Origin of the sequence: Bradyrhizobium erythrophlei, assembly GCF_900129425.1 — a bacterium.
Taxonomy (GTDB): Bacteria; Pseudomonadota; Alphaproteobacteria; order Rhizobiales; family Xanthobacteraceae; genus Bradyrhizobium; species Bradyrhizobium erythrophlei_C.
Window position 1 is genome coordinate 7,107,713 of the sequence record NZ_LT670817.1, and the last position, 25,074, is coordinate 7,132,786.

Below are 25,074 nucleotides of genomic sequence, written 5' to 3' on the forward strand. Positions count from 1 at the left end.
ATTCGGTTTCGTTTACCGGCGCCCGAGCCGGGACGCTGCAAGCGTCCTCGAATGGCATGGTGCCGCTACGCGCCGGCAACGCAAGTCCCACATTCCTCAACTCAGGGGATGTGCCGGACAGGGCCAAGCCGGTGCTTTCTGGGTGCCGATGATCTCGGGCGCGTGCGCGCGGACCGCGGCATCGCAGAGCGCATAGCCCCAGTTGATCAGCTGCTCCTGTTCGATATTGCTGAACGGGTTCAGCCGGGTGCGGATCGTGGCGAGCGGTTTCACCAGGGCGTCGCTGCAGGGCAGCGCATCGCTCAGATGATAGTTCGCGATGTCGGTCGCGATCCCCCAATATCCGCCCCCACGGGCCTTGTTGGTGAAATCAGCGATCAGCGCGCGCTTGCGCAAGCCGCGGGATTGATCGGTCGCGATGCTGAGCGCGCGAAGTGTCTGCTTCACCCAATCGGTCTCGACGGTCGCGCCGGCGTCGAACGGGGCGCCGGCGTCGCTGACCAGCACGTTCTGGCAGCGATTCCACACGGTCTCGAGACCAAGATTGTCGTAGACGCCGCCGTCGGTCAAAAAGAGCCGTGCGGTATAGGCTGGATTTCCGCTGTAGATAGCGCCGTCGACCGCTTCGAATACCCCCGGGGAATCGAGGATGACCGGCGAAAGAAAGGGCGGGAAGGCGCTCGAAGCGGCGACGGCCTTGGCCAGCGGCAGGCTCGGCGTCGGGATCAGTCCGAGCAGATAATCGCCCATATAGGCTTTGGAGAAGCGGAAGTCGCGGCCGGTCTGCAGGTTCGTCGCATTGAACACAAACGTCGGCGTATCGGGCAGCTGATTGAGGCCGATCGGAAAAAGCTCCTGGTATTTGGCCGCAATCACGTCGCTCACGGACTTCCATGGCGTCAGCAGGCCCTCACCGATGGCGACGGAATCGATTTGTTGCTTGCAGAATGCCCGCAGCGGATCCACGACAAGCTCCTGGTAATGCGCGATATCGGGAGACGCGATCAGGCGCTCCCATGCGGCGGCGAGGACGCCCGCAAAAATCGAGCCTCCGGATACGCTGGAGACACGCGTCAGTTTCGGCAAGATCCCGAGCTCGGTCAGACGCCAGCATGAGCCGATATGAAACAGCGTAGCGCGAAACCCTCCCCCTGACAGGGCGAGAGCAATGCCCGGCTTAACTCCTTCGGACCCAAATGGCACGTGCGCTTCCCCCCGCTATGCGCCAAGCTTAGTCAGACAGTTTTGGGGTGTCTATTCCGATTCCGATCTCATCTATCTCGAAGCGGCCGACCGATCTGTCAGATCGGTTACCCTTCCGTTTTCGACAGCCCGCGCAGCACCAGTTGATTCAGACGATTGGCGAAGGCGGCAGGATCTTCGGGCAATTCGCCGTCGAGGATTTGCGCCTGCTCCAGCAGCAGAAACGACAGGTCTGCCGCGGCGTCCTTGTTGCCGGCGATCGCCGCGACCAGGGGATGGCGCATATTGATTTCGAGGATCGGCTTGGCGCCGGCCCCCTTGTTCTGCTGCGCCAGCAAACGCTCGAGCTGACGGTCCCGTGCATTGCCGCCGGCCACCAGGCATGAGGCGCTGGTGGTCAGCCGCTGCGACGCCCGCACGTCGGACACCCGCTCGCCGAGGGTATCCTTGATCACGGCGATGGTCGCCGCCTCATCAGTGCCGGAGTTTTCCTTGTTCTTGTCGTCGGCATGTTCGTCGAGCAGCGGGATCAGGCCGAAGTCGACGTCGCCCTGGCTCAGCGATTTGAGCGGCTTGCCGCCGAAATCGAGCGGCGCCGAGGTCCAGAACGCGTCGACCGGATCGGTCAGCAGCAAGACCTCGATGCCACGGGCACTGGCCGATTCCAGCTTGGGATTCGACTTCAGCCGGTCGAGACTGTCGCCGACGAGATAATAGACCTCGGTCTGGTTCGGCTTCAGGCTTTCGGCGTATTGCTTCAGCGAGCGCCGCTCGCCCGCGGTCGTGGTGAAGCGCGACAACGCCAGCAATTTTTCGCGCCGCTCGAAATCCTCCCAGATTCCTTCCTTGATGACCGGACCGAATGCGTCCCATATCTTGGCGAAAGCTTCCGGCTCCTTCTCGCCCAGGGTTTCCAGTTCGCCGATCACGCGGCCGGTCACGGCCTTTCGGATTTGCGCGAGCTGCGGATTGTTCTGCAGCATCTCGCGGGAAATATTGAGCGGAAGATCCTCGCTGTCGATCACGCCGCGGATGAACCTGAGATAGCCGGGCAACAGGTCGGCATCGTCGGCGATGAAGACGCGGCGGACATAGAGTTTCACCTTGCCCTTGCGTGACGGCTCGAACAGATCGAACGGTTTTGTCGACGGCGCGAACAACAGCACGGCATAGGACTGACGCCCTTCGGCGCGATAGTGCAGCGTCATCGCGGGATCGTCGAAGGCGCCCGCGATCGCCCGGTAGGCCTGGGTATAATCTTCTGCCGTCAGCTCCGATTTCGAGCGCTGCCACAGCGCGCTCGCCGAATTGATCTGGCGCGGTTCGCCATCTTCCGGCTTGAGCTCGATCGGAAACTGGATGTTGTCGGAATAGGCGCGCACGATGCGCTCGATCTCGTAGGTTTCGAGATATTTTGCCGCGTCCTGTTTCAGATGCAGCACGATTTCGGTTCCGCGTGCGATGCGGCTGGCGTCCTCCTCGCTTGCGGGGGCGATTTCAAAGCCGCTGCCGCCCGATGACGACCAGGTCCAGACCTGATCGGTTCCGGCGCGGCGGCTGGTGACGACGATGCGATCGGCGACCATGAACGCCGAATAAAATCCGACCCCGAACTGGCCGATCAGGCCGGCGCCGTCCTTGGCCTCGGTCAGGCGGGACAGAAAGGATTTGGTGCCCGAACGCGCGATCGTTCCGAGATTGTCGATCAGTTCCTGCCGGTCCATCCCGATGCCGCTGTCGATCACGCTGAGCGTGCCGGCCTTCTTGTCGGGCGCAATGCGGATTTTCGGCGGCGCCCCGTCGGCGATCAGGTCGGGGGCGGCGATCGCCTCGTAGCGCAGCTTGTCGCAGGCGTCCGACGCGTTCGAGATCAATTCACGCAGGAAAATATCGGTCTCCGAATAGACCGAATGCACCATCAGGTGCAGCAATTCGGCGACCTCGGCCTGGAAGGGCTGGGAAACGGCTGATGTGTCGGTATTGACGGTCATATCGATCTCGCTGAACGGGCGGGCAAGGTGGCGGAAAAATCCGATATAGCGATATCACATTCGCTGGCAAGTTCGGACGCGGCCGCACCGCGGAGCCCGGCTTAAAGGCTTGCTTTAAATTATTATTTCGCGCGGCTGGTGCATCCGCTACACGAAGAGACAGGTAATCGAATTTCAGCCGTCAAATCTCGCCGAACAGCGGGGTTCGATCGCAAGGGCCGGGGAAGGGCAAATGCGGCTCTTGGGATGCGGCGTCAGGTGCGTGCGGGGCGGCCGGGAGGTATTCTCAGCCCTCGATTTCGAGACCTCGTCGGGCGAGGCGCTGGCCGTGACCGGCCCCAATGGCGCGGGCAAGACTTCGCTGCTGCGGCTGATTGCCGGGCTATTGACGATGTCGGATGGATCGATCCGGCTGGAGGGCGGCGAGAGCGAACTGCCCCTGCCCGAACAGGCCCACTATCTCGGCCACCGCGACGCGCTGAAACCCGCATTGAGCGTGATGGAAAACCTCGCCTTCTGGCGGGAGTTTTTGGGCGGCGAGGCGGACGATGCCGGGGCGGGCCTGGCCGCGGTCGGGCTCGATCATGCCGCGCATCTGCCGGCGGCGTATCTGTCGGCCGGACAGCGGCGGCGGCTGTCGATCGCCCGGCTGCTGGCGGTGCGGCGGCCGGTCTGGCTGCTGGATGAGCCGACCAACGCGCTCGACGTGGCCGGACAGAGCCTGTTCGCCACCGTGATGGCTGATCATCTGGCGCGCGGCGGCCTGATCATCGCCGCCACCCACGCGCCGCTGGGGCTGCCCGCGAAGGAATTGCGGATCGGGGGCGCGACATGAATAAGCAAGGCCTGCGGCTCAGCGCGAATCTATCCGTTCCCTCCCCCCTTGTGGGGTCGAGACGAGCGAAGCTCGCTCTCAGGGGTCAGGGAGGGGGGTGCCGCGCGACGTGCTGCTTCGGTTTGCACTTTGACTTTTCTCAAAAGGCCGACGCACCTTTTTTGTGGCTACCCCCCTCCCCAGCCCTCCCCCACAAGGGGAGAGGGAGCGGACTGTGCTTGCCGTCAGATCAGAGGATGCAAAATCACGTACAACGGTGCCCCGCATGACCGCCGTCGCCGCGCTGATCAGGCGGGATCTGCGGATCGCGCTGCGGGTTGGCGGCGGGGCGCTGATCGGCGTGCTGTTTTTTCTCACCGTGGTGGTGCTGATGCCATTCGCGGTCGGACCCGATCTTGCATTGTTGGCGCGGCTGGGGCCGGCAATTCTCTGGCTCGGCGCGCTGCTCGCAAGCCTGCTGACGCTGGACCGGCTGTTCACGGCCGACCACGAGGATGGCTCGCTCGACCTGATCGTGATGAGCCGGACACCGCTGGAACTGGCCTGCGCCGCGAAAGCGCTGGCGCACTGGCTGGCCGCCGGGTTGCCGCTGATCATCGCCACCCCGGTGCTGGGGCTATTGCTCAATCTCGACGCCGCTTCGACGTCGGCGGTCGCGCTGACGCTGCTGGCGGGAACACCGGCGCTGACATTTACCGGCATGATCGGCGCGTCGCTGGCGGTGACGCTGCATCGCGGCGGATTGTTGCTGGCGGTGCTGGTGCTGCCGCTGTCGATCCCGGTGCTGATCTTCGGCGTGGCGGCCTCGCAGGCCGCGATCAGCGGCCCGTCGTCGTTCGGCGCGCCGTTCTCGATCCTGTGCGCGCTGTCGCTGGTCAGCTTCGTGATCGGACCGTTCGCTGCCGCCGCCAGCCTGCGGCACGGCCTCGACTGATCACGCCGTGTTGCCGGCGTCGATGGTGAAGACGGTGCCGGTGACATTGCGGCCGCCCTCTCCGAGCAGATATTCCACCATGCGGGCGACATCGTCGGGCTCCGGCAGCCGGCGCAACGCGCTGCGGCCGGCGATGCGTTTGCGCTGTTCTTCCCCGAGGCCTTGCGTCAATTCGGTATCGACAAAGCCCGGCGCAATCGCGTTCACGGTGATCCCGAGCTTGCCGACCTCGCGCGCCAGCGACCGGGTAAAGCCCGATGCCGCGGCCTTGGTCGCGCCGTACACGGACAGGCCGTTATAGCCGGTCGTTGCGATGATCGACGACATGTTGATGATGCGGCCGGCGCCGTCGGCCATCATCTGCCGCACGATATATTTTGTGAGAATGATCGGCGACAAAGTGTTGAGACGCAGCAGCGCCTCGATCTCGGTGTTGTGCATGGTGGCGAGCAGGCCCTCGGTGCCGATGCCGGCGTTGTTGACGAGGCCGTAGATGGCGCCGAACTGGTCCCGCAAGCCCTTCACAAAGGCCGGGATCGCATCGACCTCGCTCAGGTCGAACGCCCTGAACTGCAGGCCGCCGCTGCCGTCCTTGATGTGGCGGATGGCCTCGCGCAGTTCGTCGCTTTCGCGCCGCGCCACCGCGATCACGTTGTAGCCGGCCGCAGCCAGCCTTCGCGCGATGGCAAGGCCGATGCCACGGCTTCCCCCGGTGACCAGGATGTTATGCATCGTGTCGCGCCAGCTTGCCGGCCGCGGTGATATCGAGCGCTGCGACGAATTTGATCATGGCAGGCACTTTGTGAGGCGCCAGCGATGTCCGACAATCCGTCAGAATTTTATCGCGGATTCCATCGCTGCGGGATGTATCGCAGCCATCGGCCAGAATGACATCGGCGACCACGATGGCGCCGGTGATCGGGCTGCGCCGCGATCTGGCGCGCGACATCCGCACCTCGGCATGGCGGTTGATGACGGCCTCGATTTCCTCCGGGTGAACCTTCAGCCCGCCGATATTGATGATGCCGCCGCGCCGGCCGACGAAGTGATAGCGGTCACCGCGCCGCTCGACCATGTCGCCGGTATCGACGAATCCCTCACCGTCGGTCAGGGCGGCCGCGTTGTGGCCGACATAGGCATGTGCGGTCCGCGTCGAGCGAATCCGCAGCGATCCGTCCTCGACTTTCATCTCGACGCCGTCGGGACTCTTGCCGAGCATGCTGGCGGGAAAGCCCTCCAGGCCATCGTTGACGGCAAAGCCCACGCCCGCCTCGGTCGACGCATAGGCATGACCGATCGAGGCCGCGGGAAAGGCCCGGCTCAATCCGTCGAGGACCGCCTGGTCGGCGATCTCCCCCGACAAACGAACGTAACGCGGCGAGAAACCCGCGACCGCCCCGCTCATCAGAAGTTTGCGCCAGTGCGACGGCGTGCCCGATATGTGCGAGACGCCCCGCGCTTGCAGGCGCGCCACGTAATCGCCGATCGGCTCGCCCGGCTCCGACAATACCATCGAGCCGCCGCCAATGATGGCGCGCAAGAATATCTGAAGGCCGCCATAGCGCCTGATATCATAGAAGGTCGCCCAAACCGGCGCAGCGCCGCGCGCCGGACCATCCGCGACAATCGCGCCGCTTAATCCCTCCAGCGTATGGCGCACGATTTTCGGCACCCCTGACGTGCCCGATGTCAGCATCAGCCATTCCGTCGCCCGTCCGGTTTTTGCCTTGGCGCGCGCGGGCGCGGGCGATCGGGCCGCCACGATCAGATACACCTCCGTGTCCGTCCACCGTGGCGGGTGGTCGGTCACGACGGCATCGATATCGGCATCTTCGATCAGGGTGTTGACGTGATCGGCGTTGAGATCGGGCGGACACAGCAGCATTCGCCGCGCGACGCCGTCGAGTTCGGTCATCGCGATGGCCGATGTCAGCTGATCCGAAACGGCCAGCAGCACCGACCGCCCGGCGAGTTCGGCAAGGCGGTCGTCGAGGCAGGTTTCTCCGAGAATGTCGGTCAGCGACACGATTTGCCGCGCATCCGAAATGCTGCGGCCCTTCAGCTCCGGACCGAGATAGTCGCGGAGCGCGAAGACTTCACGCGGGGACATTTTCATAGGCCCTGATGAAGTCGCCTATCGTCAGAGGGAAGCCGGCGTCCTCCGATATGGTAAACGGATCGATGCCGAGATCGTCTTCCAGACGCGCCACCAGGATGGCGAAGCCGAGCGAATCGAAGCCGGTTTCGTGAAGCGACAGACCGTCATCGAGCGGCGGCAAAGTGACTTGCTGCTCGCCGGCGACCCGCTGCATTTCCGAAATAATCCTTAACCTTATCGACATGGATCGCTTCGCCTTCTCGTTAAATCGGGAGAGGCGCAGGATAGAGCGAAAATATGAAGCAAGCCCGCCATTCGGCGATCTTTCGGCTGCGTTGGTAAACGCATGCTCGCCGAGAAACCGCGGATTTGCGATTACACCTGTAAGCTATAGTCGAACCCTGCCGTCCACGATGCGCGCGTAATCGGCTGCACCGATCGGAAGGTAGACGCCGGACTCCGGATCCCTGAGAAACAGCGGGTCCGTCACCAGCCGCGGATCGAATCCCTCGCGGCTCAACTGCTGTTTCTTTTGCTTGAAGGTTTCGGTGGTCTCCAGCGCCGCGCTGATCCGGACGAAAACCGGGTGGGCGTAGGCCGGCAGCCGGCGCGACAGATGATTGCGGAATTCCGTCAGATCAAAGCGGTCACCGGCCACGATGGCGGCCATTCCCGCGCGGCCGTCGGCGCCGGGAATCTCCACGCCATAGGTCGTGGCGTCGATCACGTCAGGGCCATCCAGAATGGCTTCGTTCACTTCGGAGGTCGCGACATTCTCGCCTTTCCAGCGGAAGGTGTCTCCGACCCGGTCGACAAAGTGGAAAAAGCCGCTTTCATCGAGCCGCATCAGATCGCCGGTACGAAACCAGGCGTCGCCGGGCGCCAGCACGTCGCGCAGGATTTTCTTCTCGGTCTCGTCTTTGTCGGTATAGCCCTCGAAGCGGCCGCCGCCGTCGTCGGCGGTGCCTATGCGGCCGATGGCCTCGCCGATTTCGCCGCGCGCGCAGGGAATGCAAAGACCATTCTCCGCGCGAACCGGCACGCCCAGTTCGGCGTCGAGACGAACGATCGCCGCCGGAAAGCGATGGGCCAGCAGCGGCGGAATTCTCCCGATCGCGCCCGGCCTGCCCTCGACGTTGTAAAGCGAGAAATTGCCTTCGGTCGCGGCATAAAATTCGAGGATCCGGGGAATGGCGAAGCGCGCCTGAAAGGCTTCCCAGATATCGCCGCGCAGCCCATTACCGCACGCCAGCCGCAACCGATGCCTGTTTTCGAGTTCAGATACCGGCGCCTTCAGGAGATAGCGGCAGAGTTCGCCGATATACTGGAACAGCGTGCAATCCCAGCGCACGATATCGCTCCAGAATTGGCTCGCGGAAAACTTTTCCGCCAGCACCACCGAGGCTCCCGCGGTCAGCATGCTGCAGGGCGCGACGATGCCGCCGACGCTGTGAAAGAGCGGCAGGCAATCGTAGAGGCGGTCTTCCGGCGACGCGTTCGTCAATCCGGCGAACCAGCCGCCCCAATTCAGAATGCGCCGGTGGCTGACGCTGGCTGCCTTGGGCAGGCCGGTTGTGCCTGAGGTATAGATCAATAGCGCCCGATCGCTGATAGTGACTGCGCGCCGCTCGGCTGGCGACAGCGGGCTTCCATCGATTCCATCCAGCATTGGATCGATGCTTGCTTCGCCGCCGCGGCCATGGATCCAGATTTTCGGCGCCCGGTTCAAATACGGCAGCGCCGTTTCGAAGACGCCCGCAAGGTCGCCGGCGAGAATGACATGGTCCGCATCGGCGACATTGATGCAGTGAGACAGCGACAGCCCGACCAGCCTGGTATTGATCAGCGCTGCGACGCCGCCGACCTTGCTGATGCCGAGCCAGGCGGCGATGTAGTCCGGCCGGCTCGGCAGCAGAAGGCAAACCGTATCGCCCGGTTCAATTCCCGCCGCCAACGCCCAGCGCGCGTAACGGTTGATCCGCTCGGCGAGTGTGCGGTAGCTGAACGTCTCGGCCTGCGATATCAGAGCGGCCCGATCCGGCTGCCGCGCCGCCCAGTCCTCCACGACGTCCGCGAACAATCGAGACGGATTGGCCTCGATGCGCGACGTCAGTTCGATGGCCTTCAGCCAGCTTTTGGCGGCGGACGGTTTTGCGCGCGGACGCAGGCTATCGGCCGATTGTTCGATCGCGTCAGTGTTCATGGCCTGAATGCTTGTTATATCCCGGAAACTTTATAATCGCGGCGGCCTGACCAAGGGTTAACCAGCAGAGTTAAAGGCCGTCTTGCTGCTCCGCAAAATAGACCCGGTCGGGGCGCCTGATGGAATGACGATAGAACGAAGGTCGAATGGATTCGCGGGGTTTCCGTTAGCGTAAGCCTTCCAAAAATGACTATGCTGCCGGTCACCGGCAGTTTTCGAAGATTGCCGAATTCACGATCTCCCTGATCTTTGTTCATAGCGGAAAATGCGCGCGTTCGTTGTCGAACTCTGACGACGGCTCCCGGGTCGCGGGAAAAGATGCGCAACCGTTCAGTGGATTTTAGGCATGAACGAAAGCATTTCGTCGCCCTTTATCCGGTATCCGATTGCGACGTCGCTGCTGATGGCGGGCATTCTGTTTATCGGCCTGGTCGCCTATCCGCTGCTGCCGGTCGCGCCGCTGCCGCAGGTCGACTTCCCGACCATTCAGATCACCGCAACGTTGCCGGGCGGCAGCCCTGAAACCATGGCCTCCTCGGTGGCGCAGCCGCTCGAGCGACAGTTCGCGCAGATTCCCGGCATCGCCCAGATGACATCGACGAGCTCGCTGGGCTCAACCGCTGTAACGATTCAGTTCGACCTCAACCGCAGCATCGACGGCGCGGCCAACGACGTGCAAGGCGCCATCAACGCCGCCGGCGGCCAGCTGCCGAAAAACCTGCCCTCGCCACCGACCTACCGCAAGGTCAATCCGGCGGATGCGCCGGTCCTGCTGTTGTCGGCAACATCCGACACCGTGCCTCTGACCACCGTGAGCGACTCCGTCGACGCCCAGCTCGCGCAGCAGATCAGCCAGATCTCGGGTGTGGCGCAGGTATTTATCGGCGGCCAGCAAAAGCCTGCGATTCGGGTTCAGATCGACCCCGCGAAGCTGGTCGCCAAGGGCCTGTCGCTGGAGGACGTCCGAAATCAGATCGCGATTACGACGGTTGACAGTCCGAAGGGGAACATCGACGGCGTCACCCGCGCCTATACGATCTACGCCAACGATCAGATGCTGGACCCAAAGGACTGGAACAACGTCATCATCGCCTACCGCAACGGCGGCCCATTGCGAATCCGCGACATCGGCACGGCGGTGTCCGGGCCGGAAGACGTAAAGCAAGCCGCCTGGGCCGACGGCAAGCGAGGCGTGTTCCTCGTCATCTTCAAGCAACCCGGCGCCAACGTCATCGAAACAGTCGACAGGATCAAGGCACAGCTGCCAAGACTGGTCGCCGCGATTCCGCCAGCGATCAAGATCAAGATTATCAGCGATCGCACCCTGACCATCCGCGCCGCCGTCGAAGACGTGCAGTCGACGCTGTTGATCACCATCGTGCTGGTGGTGCTGGTCATCTTCATCTTCCTGCGCAGTTTCTGGGCGACGGTCATTCCGACCGTGACCGTTCCGCTTGCATTGCTCGGCGCGTGCTCGCTGATGTGGGCATTCGGCTATACGCTCGACAATCTTTCATTGATGGCTTTGACGATCGCGGTCGGCTTCGTTGTCGACGACGCCATCGTGATGCTGGAAAACATCACGCGCTATATCGAGGAAGGCGAGAAGCCGCTGGCCGCCGCGTTCAAGGGCGCCAGCGAAATCGGCTTCACGATCGTGTCGATCAGCATTTCGCTGGTTGCGGTGCTGATCCCGCTGCTCTTGATGGGCGGCATCATCGGACGGCTGTTCCGCGAATTCGCGGTGACGCTGGCGATGGCTATTTTCGTCTCGCTGGTCGTGTCGCTGACGCTGACGCCGATGATGGCATCCCGCTTCCTGCGCGCGCATGGCGAAACGCGGCACGGCCGGTTTTATCAATGGAGCGAGCGCGCGTTCGACAAGATGCTTCATGCCTATGAGCGCGGTCTGGACCGCGCCTTGCGGTGGAGCAGGACGACGTTATGCATCTTCTTCGCAACGCTCGCATTGTCGATTTATCTTTTCGTCATCATTCCCAAGGGCTTCTTCCCGCAACAGGATAACGGCTTCCTCACCGCGACATCCGAGGCGGCGCAGGATATTTCCTTCGCCGACATGAAGCGGCACCAGGAGGAGCTCGGCGACATCGTGCAGCATGATCCCGATGTTGACAGCATTGCCATGTTCATAGGCGGCGGCGGCAGCGCTCTCAATACCGGCCGCATGTATATTACGCTGAAGCCGCGCAGCGAGCGCAATTCCAACGCGCAGCAAATCATCGCGCGGCTGCGACCGCAGGTCGAAAAGGTCCAGGGCGCGCAGCTGTTCATGCAAGCCTCGCAAGACGTGCGGCTCGGCGGACGCGCAACGCGTACGCAATTCGAATACACTCTGCAGGATGCAAATCTGAACGAGTTGAACGAATGGGCGCCGAAGATCCTGGGCAAGATGCAAACCCTGTCCGAGTTGCGCGACGTCGCAACCGACCAGCAGACCCAGGGAACGACGCTGGCGCTGACGATCAATCGTGACGCCGCATCGCGGTTCGGCATCCAGCCGCAGCTGATCGACGACACGCTGTACGACGCATTCGGCCAGCGCCAGGTCACCCAGTATTTCACCCAGCTCAACAGCTATCACGTGATCCTGGAAATCCTGCCCGAGTTGCAGGGCGACCTCGACACGCTCAACAAGCTCTATATCAAATCGCCGCTGACCGGCGATGAGGTGCCGTTGTCGACGTTCGCGACCTGGACCAGCGTGCCGGTCCGGCCGCTGTCAATCAGCCATCAGGGCCAGTTCCCGGCGATCACCATCAGCTTCAACCTCGCGCAGGGCGTTGCCCTCGGGCAGGCGACCAACGCCGTGCAGGGAGCGATGGTGGAGATGGGAGCGCCTCCCACGCTCAGTTCAAGTTTCCAGGGCACGGCGCAGGCGTTCCAGCAATCGCTCGGTACCGTGCCGCTGCTGATCCTCGCGGCGCTCGTGGTCGTCTACCTGATCCTCGGCATTCTCTACGAGAGCTACATCCATCCGCTGACTATTCTCTCGACCTTGCCCTCGGCCGGCGTCGGCGCGCTGGCGATCCTGATGCTCTTCGGTTTCGACTTCAGCCTGATCGCCTTGATCGGCATCATCCTGCTGATCGGCATCGTCAAGAAGAACGGCATCATGATGGTCGACTTCGCGATCTCGGCCGAACGCGACGAGCATCTGTCGCCGGAACAGTCGATCCGAAAGGCCGCGCTGCTGCGGTTTCGCCCGATCATGATGACGACGATGGCGGCAATGCTCGGCGGCGTGCCGCTGATGCTGGGGACCGGCACCGGATCGGAGATCCGCCAGCCGCTCGGCTACGCGATGGTCGGCGGCCTGATCGTCAGCCAGGCGCTCACGCTGTTCACGACGCCGGTGGTGTATCTCTATCTCGACAATTTCTCGAACGCGATCGCACGCTGGACTCGAACCCGAAAGCCCGATGAATCCCAGTTGGCCACGACGGTCCCTCCGGTTAAACAAGCCGCTGAATAACCGTTTTTACCTTCACCGGCGGTGCGGGCGGGAACCTGGCCGTTGCGCCAGACGCTTCGTTGGCATCTCGGTGCAGCGTTTCGGTAACGCCCGGGAAATCAGTCGGAGTGAACGACCAGTTTTTCCTCGTTGAAAAACTGCAGGGCGCCATACCCCTCCACATCGACGGCGTACCGAAAGTTGCCATCCGTGGTCGGAAACACGGCGACGACGGTGCCGGCCTCATGGTCGTCGGTTGCTTTATCGACCGTCTCGCCAATTGCAAACTTCGACATCGAGAACTCCTTCAGGAATCGTCGATTCGATTATCTGCCCGAATGGGTTAACGGATCTTAAGCACGTGCCTCGGCCGAACACGGGGTTTCGCCGGCCGGTGACGCCAAACCCTTGCGGCATAAGGGTTTACCACACCGGCAGAAAATGGTGCGGCGCAAACATATTTCTGCGATGAATGAGATGTTGGGCTGAATGAATTGTGAGACGCCGATGATCAGCAAAAGAGCATTCCTGCATTCGGCGGGGCGCGCCGGACTGGCATGGCTCGGTGCCGGATGGACGGCATCGGCCCATGCTGATCGGGCTTACCCGTCCCATCAGGTGCGCTGGATCGTCCCCTACGCGGCTGGCGGCGCGACCGACGTGCTGTCGCGGCTGATCTGCCAGCACCTGTCGGACCGGCTGGGCCAGCCCTTCGTTGTTGAAAACAAGCCGGGCGCCGGCAGCAACATCGGCACCCAGGCCGTCATCAACTCGCCTCCGGACGGATATACCCTGCTGCTGACCAGCACGGCCAACGCCATCAACGCGTCGTTCGACCCCGCACTTCCCTATGACTTCGCAACGGGCATCATGCCGGTCGCCGGCGTGGCCCGCATCCCGCTGGTGCTGGTGGTCAACAACGACCTTCCGGTCCACAGCGTCGCGGAGTTCATCGCCTACGCCAAGGCCAATCCGGGCAGACTGAGCATCGCCTCCTCCGGAATCGGGACCTCGCTGCATCTGTCCGGCGAACTGTTCAAGGCGATGGCCGGGGTTCAATTCACCCACGTACCCTATCGCGGATCGGCTCCGGGCCTGACCGACGTCATGTCCGGCCAGATCCAGGGCATGTTCGACAACGTCACCTCGTCGTTCGAACTGGTGCGAACGGGAAAGCTGCGCGCGCTCGGCGTGACCACGCGGGATCGCTCGGACACGTTGCCCGATGTGCCGCCGATCGGCGATACGCTGCCCGGTTATGAAACCAGTTCGTTCTACGGCGTCGGCGGTCCGCACGACACGCCGCGGGAAATCGTCGATCTCCTGAACAGGGAAATCAACGCGGCGTTCGCCGACCCCGCCATCAAGGCGCGGCTCGGCGAACTCGGCGCCATTCCGATCACGGGCAACGCCAGGCAATTCGCCGCCATGCTGGCTGCAGAAACCGAGCGTTGGCGCAAGGTCGTGGAGATGTCGGGACAGAAGAAGGAGTGACGTCTCACCTCGATCGGTCTCCGTCTATTCATGCGCGAGGGTCTGGCGCTCCAGGTAGGCGGGAGTTCCCCGCTTATAGGCGTCCTTGACCCAGGCGTCCCTGGTCTTCTTGAGCGTGAACGTCTGCTCGATCCGCTTGGCGGCCGCTGGCGGCAGTGCCTTCTTCTTCGAGACGCGCGATCCGGATTTCGAGGGTTTGGCGGCCGCGGGGTGCGCGATGTTCCAGAGCGCACGTGCCCGGTAATGCTCGTAAATCCGCATGAATTCCGCGAGATAGGTTCGCGCCAGCGCAGTGCTGCCGGTAATCTCAAGCAAATTCTCGTCGTTATGATTGGTTGAGTTTTTGCTCAAATTGGCAGAGCCGGTGTAGATCGTCGGCTGGTCCGTATCGGCATCGATGATGATGAACTTGTGATGGATATGGACAGCCGGTGGTCCGCCCTTTTTACCGGACTTTGGCGGCGGCAGCGTCGAGCGACTGCTGAGATCGACCGTGCTGAACTCCGGAAGAAAGCCCGCAGGCGTGTCTCCGGGACGGAAATAGGAATAGGCAAGAACTTTCTTGTCTTTGCGCGAGCGATTGAACAGCTCCACTTTCACGGTTGTCGCCTCGGAGGGCGCACGCGGCGCTTCGCCGGAGTCCGAAAGATTGTCCTTTTTCGCCGCTTTCGATTTAGAGGGGTCGGAGATGCTGTTCAGCATGCCATAGAGCAGCTTCCCCCGGTCTCCCGTTGCGAGAAGCGCGCGGATCAGCTGAGGGTCGGTCGGATCGAACATACAAAACGCCACGGAGCTTTTGGCGGCCTTGACTGCCTTGACGACCGTGTCGATCGAGACCCGTTTATTGGCCGGCTCGGGAGAGAAGAATAACCTGACGGTTGCGCTGCCGATCTTGATCGGCTTCGACCACGCCGCCCCGGCCGCCGTGTTGGCCACCGTCGGATCGCCGCGCAGCAGCAGCTGGCGCTTCGAATAGAGCTGCGCAAGCTGCTGCGAATTGAAAATGTGGAGCAGGTTCGCCTGGCAGGTCAGGCCTTCAGGGGTAAAATTGGCCGAGCCCATCAGCACGCGTCCGTTCTTGACATCGACCAGGAACTTGTCGTGCATGATGTTGGTTTTGGATCGCCCCTTCCCCTCGAAGCTGGCGGACTTCAATTGCTTGATGGCGGGCGCGTCGGTCTGGTCATTCTTGCGATCCTCGTAAATCAGCGAGAGCTTGCCCTTGAAGCCTTTCAACGACGGCATCACCCATTCCTTGTCGGTCAGATGATAGATCGCGCCATTGACCTCATTGGCCTTGGCGAGAATTTTGGGGAAAGCAGTCTGCAGGCCGTTGGCCAGCCATTTCATGACATCGTCGATCTGCTTTTCCGGATCGGGAAATTCGCGCTTAAAGGCTTGCGAGCTCACGACGGCCCGATTGAACCACGTTGAAATTCCATCTTCCTCCACGTTCGGAAGCCGCACCGTGACGGTCGTCGCGGCTTCTGCAACAGCCGCAAGGTCGTTGGGACCGGTGCCGCGAACGGGGGTTATCGTGTAGGTAAAGGTCTTGCCGCGATCGGCATCGTTGATGCCGGCGTCCCACCACATGAATTTTTGGAACGGCGCGAGATTGCTGGGCAGCGGAGCACTGTCTTCGGTTGGGGCCGAGAACGAGATTTTGTTGACAAGGTAGCCGTCCTTCTCGCCCGGATGAAAACCGGGAGCGCGCAAGATGGAAAAGCCCAGAAAATCGCCGAATTTGGCGCCGTCGGGCCAATCCATCGCCAGCAGTACAAGCGTCGGCGAGGTATAGGCGCGCGCAAGAACCCCCCCTTTGGGTGCGACGACGGAAGCCTTGCCGGCACGTGATTTCTTCGCAACGCGTGATTTCTTCGCCATTGTTGGCTCCTGAAATGGTGTGACCCGCGGCTACGGTCGATCCTCGACGAAAGCTATCTCGACTTGACGACCAAGTGGCATTTGCAAAAAAACTGTGTCTTAAGCGACACGTTATGCTCCAATACAATCACAAATTGTACATTGCCGCCATCGAAAATTATGGCGGCCGCTCCGGCGTTCGAGGGCCGATGCCGCAGGCTCAACGAAGCCGAAGACGAAACCCGGATCGGCCTTGACCTTTGTCAACCGCCTCCCAATTCAGCCGGGCAGGTAGATCAAATGATCAAGCGCAGCGACCCTTGGCACAGCCGCTCCATCGTCAGCAGGTGGGCGCATGTCCTGGAACGGATCGGGCTCGCCCTGACCGGAACCTCGTGCGGGCTGTTTGTCGCTGTGCATGTCGGAAGGGCCGACATCGAGCTGATCGGTTCGGCTGCCGCCGTCCTGGCTATGATGGTTTACGGGGCCGCCGGCTTCTATCTCGGAATCGACATGCCACCGGCTCCTCCCGATCACCGAATGCACCTGCCGCTGCGGCGCGGGCCAGGTTCCCGGGCGGATACCGTGGAACTGCTCAGCGCGGCCGGTACTTTCCTCGCGGCGGTGGCGGCGGTGGTGTCCGTTTCCAGCATTATTCTCGACGAGACGGCAAGCGCACGCTCGGTCCTGCTGCTCGGTTTCGGCTGGGCGATCGGCACCACCATGCAGATTGCCGCCGGCATCATTGCGCGAATCCGGGCCGACGCCGATGCTTCCGCGACATCCTAGCACTGCCATGCCGCAGCCCCACTTATTCCCTCCTGATTGACGGGCGCGGGCGTAGAACTATTCTCGCAGGCGCTTGATGATCTTGCATGGCGTTCCGAAAATAGACCCGGTCGTTTCGAATAACGGGAGAGAACAAATGTCGACGAAGAATCCCGTCAACTGGATGCTGTCCGAGGCGATCGATTCGCTGGCACGCGCCGAACGGTTGCATCAGCAGTTCTTCAGCTTGCAATCGAGAGCCGGCATGCGGGAACCCAGTTGGGAACCTCCGATCGATGTGCTGGAGACCGACAGCGAGTTCCTCATTCTCGTGGCGCTGCCCGGCGTCGATCCTGAAGAGGTCGAAGCCATCATCGATGACGGGACCCTTGTCATCAGCGGACGCCGTGTGCTGCCGGCGGAGTTGCGCGATGCCAGGATTCACCGGCTTGAACTCCCGCAAGGCCGTTTCGAACGCCGCATTGCACTGCCCCCAGGCCGTTATGCCGTCAGCCGCTTCGCAACGAACGGGTGCATCGGGTTGCGCCTGTCAAAATCCGTGTGAGGATGGTCATGTCGCCAGTCAACGACGAACCCGCCGCTGCCTCGTCTCACGCCACCACGCCTGACCCAGAGTCCGTCCCGATCCCGGACGATGCCCTGATCATCATCCCGGTTCGCAATGTCGTGCTGTTTCCGGGTATCGTCGCCCCGATCACCATCGCGCGGCCGAAATCGATCGCCGCCGCGCAACAGGCGCTGCGCGCACAGCGGCCGGTCGGAATTCTGCTGCAGCGAAATACCGAGGTGGACGATCCCGGCCCCGACGATCTGTATCGGGTCTGCACGGTCGCCAATATCGTACGTTACATTGCCGGGCAGGATGAAACCCATCACATCATCTGCCAGGGGGTTCAGCGTGCCCGCGTTCTTGACTACCTGCCCGGCACGCCATTCCCGGCGGCCCGGGTTCTTCAAATTCCGGAACCCACCACGAGTTCGCCGGAGATCGAGGCCCGATTTCTGAACCTGCAACGGCAGGCTATCGAAGCGATTCAATTGCTGCCCCAGGCGCCGCCGGAACTCGTTGGCGCCTTTCAGTCGGTCACGTCTCCGGCTGTTCTCGCCGATCTCGCGACGTCCTACATGGACATCAAACCACCGGAGAAGCAGGAGATTCTGGAGACGATCGACCTCTCGCTCCGAATGGAGAAGGTTTCGCGTTACCTGGCCGAGCGGCTCGAAGTGCTGCGGCTGACCAACGAGATCGGCCAGAAGACCCGAGCCACCTTCGATGAGCGCCAGCGCGAGGCCATCCTTCGCGAGCAAATGGCAACCATCCAGCGCCAATTGGGCGAGGGCGACAGCAAGACCCAGGAGGTGGCGGAGCTGAACGAGGCCATCGCCAAGGCCCAGATGCCGGCTGAGGCGGAAAGCCAGGCGCGCAAGGAAGTGCGTCGCTATGAACGCATGCCGGAAGCCGCCGCCGAGGCAGGCATGGTTCGCAGTTACCTCGACTGGCTGATCGAACTGCCATGGGCGCTGCCCGCGGAGAAGACCATCGATATCCCGGAGGCGCGACGGATTCTCGATGAGGATCATTTTGGTCTGCAGAAGATCAAAAGCCGGATCGTGGAATATCTGGCGGTCAGAAAACTGGCGCCGCACGGCAAGGCGCCGATCCTCTGCTTTGTCGGCCCGCCCGGGGTCGGCAAGACCTCGCTCGGGCAGTCGATCGCCCGGGCGATGGATCGTCCGTTTGTTCGCGTCAGCCTGGGCGGCGTCCATGATGAGGCGGAAATCCGGGGCCACCGGCGGACCTATATCGGCGCGCTGCCCGGCAATATCATTCAGGCGATCAAGAAAGCCGGATCGCGCAATTGCGTCATGATGCTCGATGAGATCGACAAGATGGGGCGCGGCATTCAGGGCGATCCATCGGCGGCCATGCTGGAAGTTCTCGATCCGGAGCAGAACTCGACGTTTCGCGACAACTATCTTGGCGTGCCGTTCGACCTGTCGCGCGTCGTGTTCATAGCGACCGCCAATCTGCTGGATACGGTTCCGGGAGCGTTGCTGGACCGCATGGAGATCATCAGCCTGCCCGGCTACACCGAGGACGAAAAACTCGAGATCGCGCAGCGCTATCTGGTCCGCCGTCAGCTCAAAGCCAACGGCCTGAAGCCGGAACAGGCCGAGATCGACGTCGAGGCGCTGCGGCTCATCATCAAGGGCTATACCCGCGAAGCCGGCGTTCGCGCTCTCGAACGCGAAATCGGCAAGGCCTTGCGTCATGCGGCGGTGCAGATCGCCGAAGGCAGCTCGAACAGGGTTGTTATCCTCGCCAAGGATCTCACTTCCGTTCTCGGCCAACCCCGCTTCGAAAGCGAGATCGCGATGCGGACCAGTGTCCCCGGTGTGGCGACCGGACTGGCATGGACGCCGGTCGGCGGCGATATCCTGTTTATCGAGGCGACCCGCGTTCCCGGAAAAGGCGCGCTGATCCTCACGGGCCAGCTCGGCGACGTCATGCGTGAAAGCGTGCAAGCGGCGCTGACGCTGGTGAAGAGCCGCGCCGCTCAGCTCGGCATCGATCCCTCGCTGTTTGAAAAAAGCGAGATCCACGTCCACGTGCCCGCAGGCGCCACGCCGAAAGACGGTCCGAGCGCCGGCGTCGCGATGTTTACGGCGCTGACCTCCCTGCTCACCAACCGCACCGTCAGAAGCGACACGGCGATGACCGGCGAGATATCGTTGCGGGGTCTGGTGCTGCCCGTCGGCGGCATCAAGGAGAAAGTGGTCGCGGCCGCGGCCGCCGGCCTGACCCGTGTGATGTTGCCGGCGCGAAACCGGCGAGACTTCGATGAAATTCCACAGGGCGCCCGTGACAAACTGGAGTTCGTCTGGCTCGAGCGCGTCGATGATGCCATCGCCGAAGCGTTTGAAACGAGTACGCCTGCAGCCGTAGCTGCCAGGTGAAATAATAGCCGGACCTGCGAGCGATTGTAATACGGTGCTTCAGAGCGTCTTCAGATACTCGACGATCGCCCGGCGGTCGTCCTCGCTGAGATTTGTCCCGGCGGTATGCCCGCCGTTTCCGTTGCCGTTGGCATTGGCGGGATCGGCTACAAAATTACCGTTCTTGAACGGCGACTGATCGGTCGCATAGCCGACGTTTTTCGGATCGAACAGCCGGCTTCCCACCATGAAACTGGATTTGCGTTGGTTGGGTGGGGTCAGCAGTTCCCAGAGGTTCGGCACCGAGCCGTTGTGAAGATAGGGCGCGGTCGCCCAGATGCCGTGCAAGACGCGCGCCTCATAAGCGCCCTTCGGGGCGTCCGGGGGCACACGGAACAGCTCGCTGAGGTTTTCCCTGACAAAGCTCGCCTTCTCGACGGGAGAGGCGGAGCTCTTTCCCGCCTTTGCCAAATCCAGGGCGATCGCGTCCCGAATTCCGCTCTGGTTTTTCAGGGCCGCGTCCAGAAGGCTGCCCACCACCGAATTGGCGAGGACTTCGGTGGCCTTGGCGGGATTTTTTAACCGGGCGCCAATCGGTCTCGGCATCAGCGAGCCCTCGAGCTTTCCGGAATCGACTGTCCGGTTCGCCGCGTTGTCCGCTACCTTGGTGTCGGTGCCGACCGACTGGACCGGGGTGGCCCACGCGTCCAGCACGATTTTCGAGTCGTGCTCGCCGTGACAGCCGCCGCAATTGGTCTCGAACAGCGGTTTGCCGCGCGCGGCGAGCGCATCGTCGATGGGAAAGATATCGCGCGGCCATGGCGGCGGCTTCAGCGCCACTATTTTCTCTTCCAGCGTCTGCAGGCCGGCAAAATCCGCGGAATTGTGATCATACAGAATGATCGGGACAGGAATCGCTGGAATTCGTTTCGGGCTAAACTCTCCGAAGACGCCGAACATCTCGCCGGTATTTCGCGCCAGCGCGTGGATGTACAATCCGTTTTCGACACTGCCGGTCCACTGCGTGTGATCCTGCTTCGACACATTCCACAGGAACGGATAGCTCACCGGCGCATCGGCGATCGCGAAATTCTGCGGCAGTCCGAGCCCGCGCACGGCGACGCGATTGAAGATCATGTTGAACGCGTCCAGCCGCCCCGGCCCCCACGGCGTCGGCGGCAGGCTCTTGTCCATGAATTCGCCGAATTGCGCGACCCAGGCGTCGAAGTCCGTTTTCAGCGTGGCCGCTTTGGCGGCGGAAAACTTCGGACCCAGCACCGTTTTGGCGAAGGTGTCGAACCGCGCGGCGTCGCGCGATGTCGCGCGTGTGGCCGCGAGCAGATCCGTCATGAACAGTTGAAAATCCGCATTGGCCGGCGCGCCGTCGAGGCGCAGTTGATGGATCGTACCGTCCTTCTGATATTCAAGCTGTCCGGTGTGGCAGGCGGCGCAGGTCATGCCGAGTTGAGGCGGCGACGGCCGTTCGTCGACGACAAAGCCGACCGGCAGGTTCTTGCTGGAACCAGTGTTAGGAAGGTAGCCGTAGCGCTGCAACTGGTCGGCGCCGAACGGCGCGTCCACGTCGAGCCGGCGCAACGCCTTGAACCAATCATAAGGAATCATGCGCGAGCCTTGCGACGTCGTGTAGAAGGCCTCGCGGTCGGCGGTCGACCATCCCTGATCGGCGAAAGTTAGTTGGGGAGTTGGCGATGCCGGCGCGGTCTGCTGCGCCGGCGCGCGATCGGTCCAGGAGAGCAGTACAACCGCCACGAATGCAGATGCGACGAATCGAATCAACTTCAATTCGAACCGGTTCATGCCAACCCCGCCCAGCCGCTGTCAGGCCTGGCAGGATGCGACGTTCGTGCTGCAATGTCTAGCTGTGTTGTTTCAGAACAACCCGCGGTGCAGAATTCGAAGAATCGCCGCTGCGCGGTGGGTACCGATCTCTGGCAAATGCGATGGCGACGCCGGAGCCTACCCCAAACCGCGCCGCCGCGATCATGCCAGCCGGCCCGCGGGCGCCTGCTGGCCTCCTTCGTCATGAACGGTTACGCCCTCACCGGCTGTCTCGCCCAGCTCGATGCCGGTGGTTTCCGGCAGCAGCGCGGCGGACAATATCACCATGGCATAACCAACGCCGGACACCATGGCGATCGCCAGCGGCAGAGAGGTGCCATCGCTGCTCAGCCATCCCACCGACAGCGGGAAGAACGAACCGATGACACGGCCCGCGTTGTAGGACACGCCATAGCCGGTTGCGCGCACGTCGTTCGGATACGACTCCGAGATAGTTGCGCCGATGCCGGAGAACACGCCTTGCATCAATATCCCGAGCGGAAAGCCGAGGAAAAGCATCGACGTATTGGAGACGGGGATCACCATATACGCCAGCGCCATCGCGAAGGCGCCGGCCGCGAAGACAATATAGGTCAGGCGGCGGCCCCAGCGGTCCGTGGCGTAGGCGCCGGCCACGTAGCCGACAAAGGAACCGAGGATGGTCACGACCAGGTACGAACTGGTGCCGAAGACGGACAAGCCGCGCTCGGTCTTCAGGAAGGTCGGCAGCCAGGTGGCGATCGCGTAATACGCTCCCAGCATGCCGCCGGACAACAGGCTGCACAGCACCGTCTTGCTCAGCAGCGGTTTGCGGAACAGGCGCGCGAAGGCCTGAGCCGGCGACGGTCCGTTCTGCCGCGCGCGGCTCCTGAGAAACAGCTCGGGCTCTTCCAGATTGCGGCGCAAATATACCACGACCAACGCCGGCAGGATGCCGAGAAAGAAGCAAACCCGCCAGGCAATCTCCGGCGCAAATAAGCTGAAGGTGATCGCATAGGCGATCGCGGCGGCGGCCCAGCCGAACGAATAGCTGCTCGCGGTGAAGCCGGAATATTTGCCTCGGTGCGCGGGATTGCGGATCATCTCCGTCACCAGCACCATGCACAGCGACGATTCACCGCCGAAGCCCAGCCCCTGGATGGTGCGGAAGATCAGAAGCTGCGCGGGCGAATTGGCCATGCCGCACAGGAAACAAGACACCGCGAACACGATGATCGTCCAGCGCAGCACGCGCACGCGACCGTAATGGTCCGCCAGCAGCCCCGCACCGATCGCGCCCACGAGCGACGATACCAGCGTCCACGTGACGATGGCGCCCGCCAGCGATTTGCTCATGCCCCACTGCGCAAGCAGCGTGGAGATCAAGAACGAATAGATCATGAAATCGAACACGTCGACCGCATGTCCGAGGAACGCGCCATAGAAGCCCTTGCGTTCCATGCGCGACAGCTCTTTGAACCAATCCAGCATCATAGCTCCTTCCTTGCGGTTGTGCGTGGGCCTCACTGGCCGTGAACGTCTTGCGCCGGCGGCGTGACTGCTGGCGGCGGCTGGAATGCGTGACCGTGACTCTCCAGCAGCTGGGCAAAGCGCAGCGACGTCAGATCGCCAAAGCGCGGAGCGACGATCTGCACGCCGACCGGCAGTCCGCTGCGCCCCGGCCCGATCGGCGCCATGGTCGACGGCAGACCGCACAGGCCGGAATACCCGGCCCAGAACAACTGGGTCGTCATCGGCTGCGGGTTGCCGTTGACGGACAGCACGCGCTGCCACGGCTCGCCCGCTTCGTTGAGCGGGAACGCGCTAGTGGCGGCGGCCGGGCACAGCAGCACATCGTAGTCGCAAAAGAACTGTTGCCATGCCCGCGCGAAGCGCCTGCGCGCCGCCTGCAGCTGCAGCCAGCGCCGGTGGTGCATGCCGGCGCCGACGAATTGCAGGGCCGCATAGCTACGGTCGGTGGACGACGGATCCGCTCGCTCGAGCGTGGCGGCAAAGGCTGTGTCGTCCATGTAGATGGAAGTGGTGGCTCGGAGCAGCAGGATATAGACGTGCCACAGCTCGACGGCATCGATGTCGGGACGCGCCTGCCAGCTGACCTTGGCATTCTGACTCTCCAGCCAGCGTCCGAGCGCTTCGATGGTCTCGCTCACTTCCGCGTCCACCTCGGCGAAGGGGTGGCTGGGGAGCACGGCAACGCGGAACGTACTCAACGCCGCATGCGCGCAGCGCGGCAGAGTCAGCTGGTAGGCCAGCGCCTCGTCCGCCTCGGGCCCGGCAATGGTCTGGAGCACAGATTCGAGGTCGTGCGCGCTGCGGGCCACCGGTCCGGCAACGTTGACGTCCTGGGCGGCGAACCCGGGGGCCGCGGTTCCGTGGCCCGTCAACGGCACGATGCCGAGACTGCTCTTGTGCGAGAACACACCGCAGTAATGCGCCGGATTGCGCAGCGACGAACCGATGTCCGAGCCGATGTCGAAAAAGCTCATACCCGCGCACACGGCCGCTGCGCTACCTCCCGACGATCCGCCCGGCGTCCGGCTCGGGTCGCGCGGATTGCGGGTCGTGCCATAGAGGGCGTTGTAAGTCTGCCAGTCGCGCAGGCCGAGGGGCACGTTGGTTTTGCCGAGCAGCACCGCGCCCTGCGCCCGCAGGCGCTCGACCACAACCGCATCCTGGCTCGCGCAAGGCGTGGCGTAGGCGGGGCTGCCGCAGGTCGTGGGCCACCCCTGCACGTCGAAGGATTCCTTGATACTGAAGGGAATGCCGTCCAGCGCGCCGAGCGCGGCATTGGCGCGCCGGCGCTGGTCGCTTTCGGCGGCGGCGCGGTGAGCGCCCTCGAAATTCGCCACCACCATCGCGTTCACGGTCGGGTTCGCGGCGCGGTAGGCGTGTTCGCAAGCGTCCACCAGTTCGGCCGCGCTGGTTTGCCCGGACTGCAGCCACTGCACGGCGCGCCAGAGCGGCGCAAAGCAAAGACGGTCCCGGCTGTCGCCAGGACAGGGCAGGTCTAAAGTACTCAAGCAGTTTCCTCCCGGCGCCGATCAGCACAAGCCGGCTCAATGTTATTTTTGTATACTATATACAGTACGGAATGATGCGCAACACGTGGGATTTGCTAGGCTGGTGACGTTCTTTGCTCTAATTCAGTATACAATCGACAACACTCGCGTCATGAGGATTGGACCAGCTTAGCCTCGTAAGCTTATGTCAGATCCTTCGTGCCAAGGTCGACACCGACCAGGGTTCAAGCATCTGACATCGACCATTGCGAGCGGGCCTCGGTAAGTCGAACGCGCTCGCTTCGCAGTGCATATGCGACAAGGGTTTTGCTTCTCGACAGCTACAGTTCGTATCCAGTGCTTGCGTCCCCTCCACGTGCCGCAGGCTTCATCGCAGTAGAGTTTCTGCCCGCCATC

At 62.6% G+C, this 25,074-nt stretch carries 18 protein-coding genes; 7 read left to right on the top strand and 11 right to left on the bottom strand.

Annotated elements, in window-relative coordinates; genetic code table 11:
- Positions 1 to 96 precede the first annotated feature (96 nt).
- Together B5527_RS33810 and htpG are read right to left on the bottom strand one after the other, a co-directional pair.
- Positions 97 to 1,203 (bottom strand): patatin-like phospholipase family protein, encoded by a 1,107-nt coding sequence (locus B5527_RS33810; protein ID WP_079605365.1) that lies wholly within the window; start codon positions 1,201 to 1,203, stop codon positions 97 to 99.
- A 107-nt stretch (positions 1,204 to 1,310) separates the two neighbouring features.
- On the bottom strand, positions 1,311 to 3,194 hold the full coding sequence (gene htpG, locus B5527_RS33815; RefSeq protein ID WP_079605366.1) for a molecular chaperone HtpG: 1,884 nt from the start codon (positions 3,192 to 3,194) through the stop codon (positions 1,311 to 1,313).
- Positions 3,195 to 3,426: 232 nt separating this feature from the next.
- Between htpG and ccmA the strand changes: the two genes are divergently transcribed.
- The gene (gene ccmA / locus B5527_RS33820) at positions 3,427 to 4,029 is read left to right on the top strand and encodes a heme ABC exporter ATP-binding protein CcmA (protein ID WP_079605367.1); all 603 of its coding nucleotides are present in this window, start codon (positions 3,427 to 3,429) and stop codon (positions 4,027 to 4,029) included.
- A 265-nt stretch (positions 4,030 to 4,294) separates the two neighbouring features.
- On the top strand, positions 4,295 to 4,963 hold the full coding sequence (gene ccmB, locus B5527_RS33825) for a heme exporter protein CcmB (RefSeq protein WP_079605368.1): 669 nt from the start codon (positions 4,295 to 4,297) through the stop codon (positions 4,961 to 4,963).
- Here ccmB and B5527_RS33830 read toward each other — a convergent pair whose 3' ends face one another.
- From B5527_RS33830 to B5527_RS33845, 4 genes are all read right to left on the bottom strand, one after another.
- Positions 4,964 to 5,695, bottom strand: a complete 732-nt coding sequence (locus B5527_RS33830) for an SDR family NAD(P)-dependent oxidoreductase (protein ID WP_079605369.1) — start codon at positions 5,693 to 5,695, stop codon at positions 4,964 to 4,966.
- Positions 5,688 to 7,073 carry an ANL family adenylate-forming protein gene (locus B5527_RS33835; protein WP_079605370.1) on the bottom strand — a complete coding sequence of 462 codons (1,386 nt, stop codon included), beginning with the start codon at positions 7,071 to 7,073 and terminating at the stop codon, positions 5,688 to 5,690. The genes B5527_RS33830 and B5527_RS33835 overlap by 8 nt, the downstream gene beginning before the upstream one ends.
- The gene (locus tag B5527_RS33840; protein WP_079605371.1) at positions 7,060 to 7,305 is read right to left on the bottom strand and encodes an acyl carrier protein; all 246 of its coding nucleotides are present in this window, start codon (positions 7,303 to 7,305) and stop codon (positions 7,060 to 7,062) included. Before B5527_RS33840 ends, B5527_RS33835 begins: the two co-directional genes overlap by 14 nt.
- 144 nt (positions 7,306 to 7,449) lie before the next feature.
- The gene (locus B5527_RS33845; protein WP_079605372.1) at positions 7,450 to 9,264 is read right to left on the bottom strand and encodes a long-chain-acyl-CoA synthetase; all 1,815 of its coding nucleotides are present in this window, start codon (positions 9,262 to 9,264) and stop codon (positions 7,450 to 7,452) included.
- 346 nt (positions 9,265 to 9,610) lie between these two features.
- On the opposite strand from B5527_RS33845, the gene B5527_RS33850 reads away from it, so the two are divergent.
- The gene (locus B5527_RS33850) at positions 9,611 to 12,757 is read left to right on the top strand and encodes a multidrug efflux RND transporter permease subunit (RefSeq protein WP_079605373.1); all 3,147 of its coding nucleotides are present in this window, start codon (positions 9,611 to 9,613) and stop codon (positions 12,755 to 12,757) included.
- A gap of 98 nt (positions 12,758 to 12,855) precedes the next feature.
- Here the strand turns inward: B5527_RS33850 and B5527_RS44800 are convergent, their stop codons facing one another.
- The gene (locus B5527_RS44800; RefSeq protein WP_154072668.1) at positions 12,856 to 13,032 is read right to left on the bottom strand and encodes a hypothetical protein; all 177 of its coding nucleotides are present in this window, start codon (positions 13,030 to 13,032) and stop codon (positions 12,856 to 12,858) included.
- 211 nt (positions 13,033 to 13,243) lie between these two features.
- Between B5527_RS44800 and B5527_RS33855 the strand changes: the two genes are divergently transcribed.
- Complete coding sequence (locus B5527_RS33855) at positions 13,244 to 14,230, top strand: Bug family tripartite tricarboxylate transporter substrate binding protein (RefSeq protein ID WP_079605374.1); 987 nt, start codon at positions 13,244 to 13,246, stop codon at positions 14,228 to 14,230.
- A gap of 24 nt (positions 14,231 to 14,254) precedes the next feature.
- On the opposite strand, the gene B5527_RS33860 is transcribed toward B5527_RS33855, so the two are convergent.
- Positions 14,255 to 16,114: a phospholipase D-like domain-containing protein gene (locus tag B5527_RS33860; RefSeq protein ID WP_079605375.1), complete on the bottom strand. Its 1,860-nt coding sequence runs from the start codon at positions 16,112 to 16,114 to the stop codon at positions 14,255 to 14,257.
- Between the two features lie 279 nt (positions 16,115 to 16,393).
- Between B5527_RS33860 and B5527_RS33865 the strand changes: the two genes are divergently transcribed.
- From B5527_RS33865 to lon, 3 genes are all read left to right on the top strand, one after another.
- Positions 16,394 to 16,882: a hypothetical protein gene (locus B5527_RS33865; RefSeq protein WP_079607712.1), complete on the top strand. Its 489-nt coding sequence runs from the start codon at positions 16,394 to 16,396 to the stop codon at positions 16,880 to 16,882.
- 136 nt (positions 16,883 to 17,018) lie between these two features.
- Entirely contained in the window at positions 17,019 to 17,426 is a 408-nt protein-coding gene (locus B5527_RS33870) for an Hsp20/alpha crystallin family protein (RefSeq protein ID WP_079605376.1), read from the top strand.
- Between the two features lie 8 nt (positions 17,427 to 17,434).
- Complete coding sequence (gene lon / locus B5527_RS33875) at positions 17,435 to 19,840, top strand: endopeptidase La (RefSeq protein ID WP_154072669.1); 2,406 nt, start codon at positions 17,435 to 17,437, stop codon at positions 19,838 to 19,840.
- Between the two features lie 39 nt (positions 19,841 to 19,879).
- On the opposite strand, the gene B5527_RS33880 is transcribed toward lon, so the two are convergent.
- The 3 genes from B5527_RS33880 to B5527_RS33890 form a co-directional block, all read right to left on the bottom strand.
- Positions 19,880 to 21,637, bottom strand: a complete 1,758-nt coding sequence (locus tag B5527_RS33880) for a di-heme-cytochrome C peroxidase (RefSeq protein ID WP_079605378.1) — start codon at positions 21,635 to 21,637, stop codon at positions 19,880 to 19,882.
- A 183-nt stretch (positions 21,638 to 21,820) separates the two neighbouring features.
- Positions 21,821 to 23,128, bottom strand: a complete 1,308-nt coding sequence (locus B5527_RS33885) for an MFS transporter (RefSeq protein WP_079607713.1) — start codon at positions 23,126 to 23,128, stop codon at positions 21,821 to 21,823.
- A gap of 32 nt (positions 23,129 to 23,160) precedes the next feature.
- Entirely contained in the window at positions 23,161 to 24,678 is a 1,518-nt protein-coding gene (locus B5527_RS33890) for an amidase (protein WP_079605379.1), read from the bottom strand.
- Positions 24,679 to 25,074 lie beyond the last annotated feature (396 nt).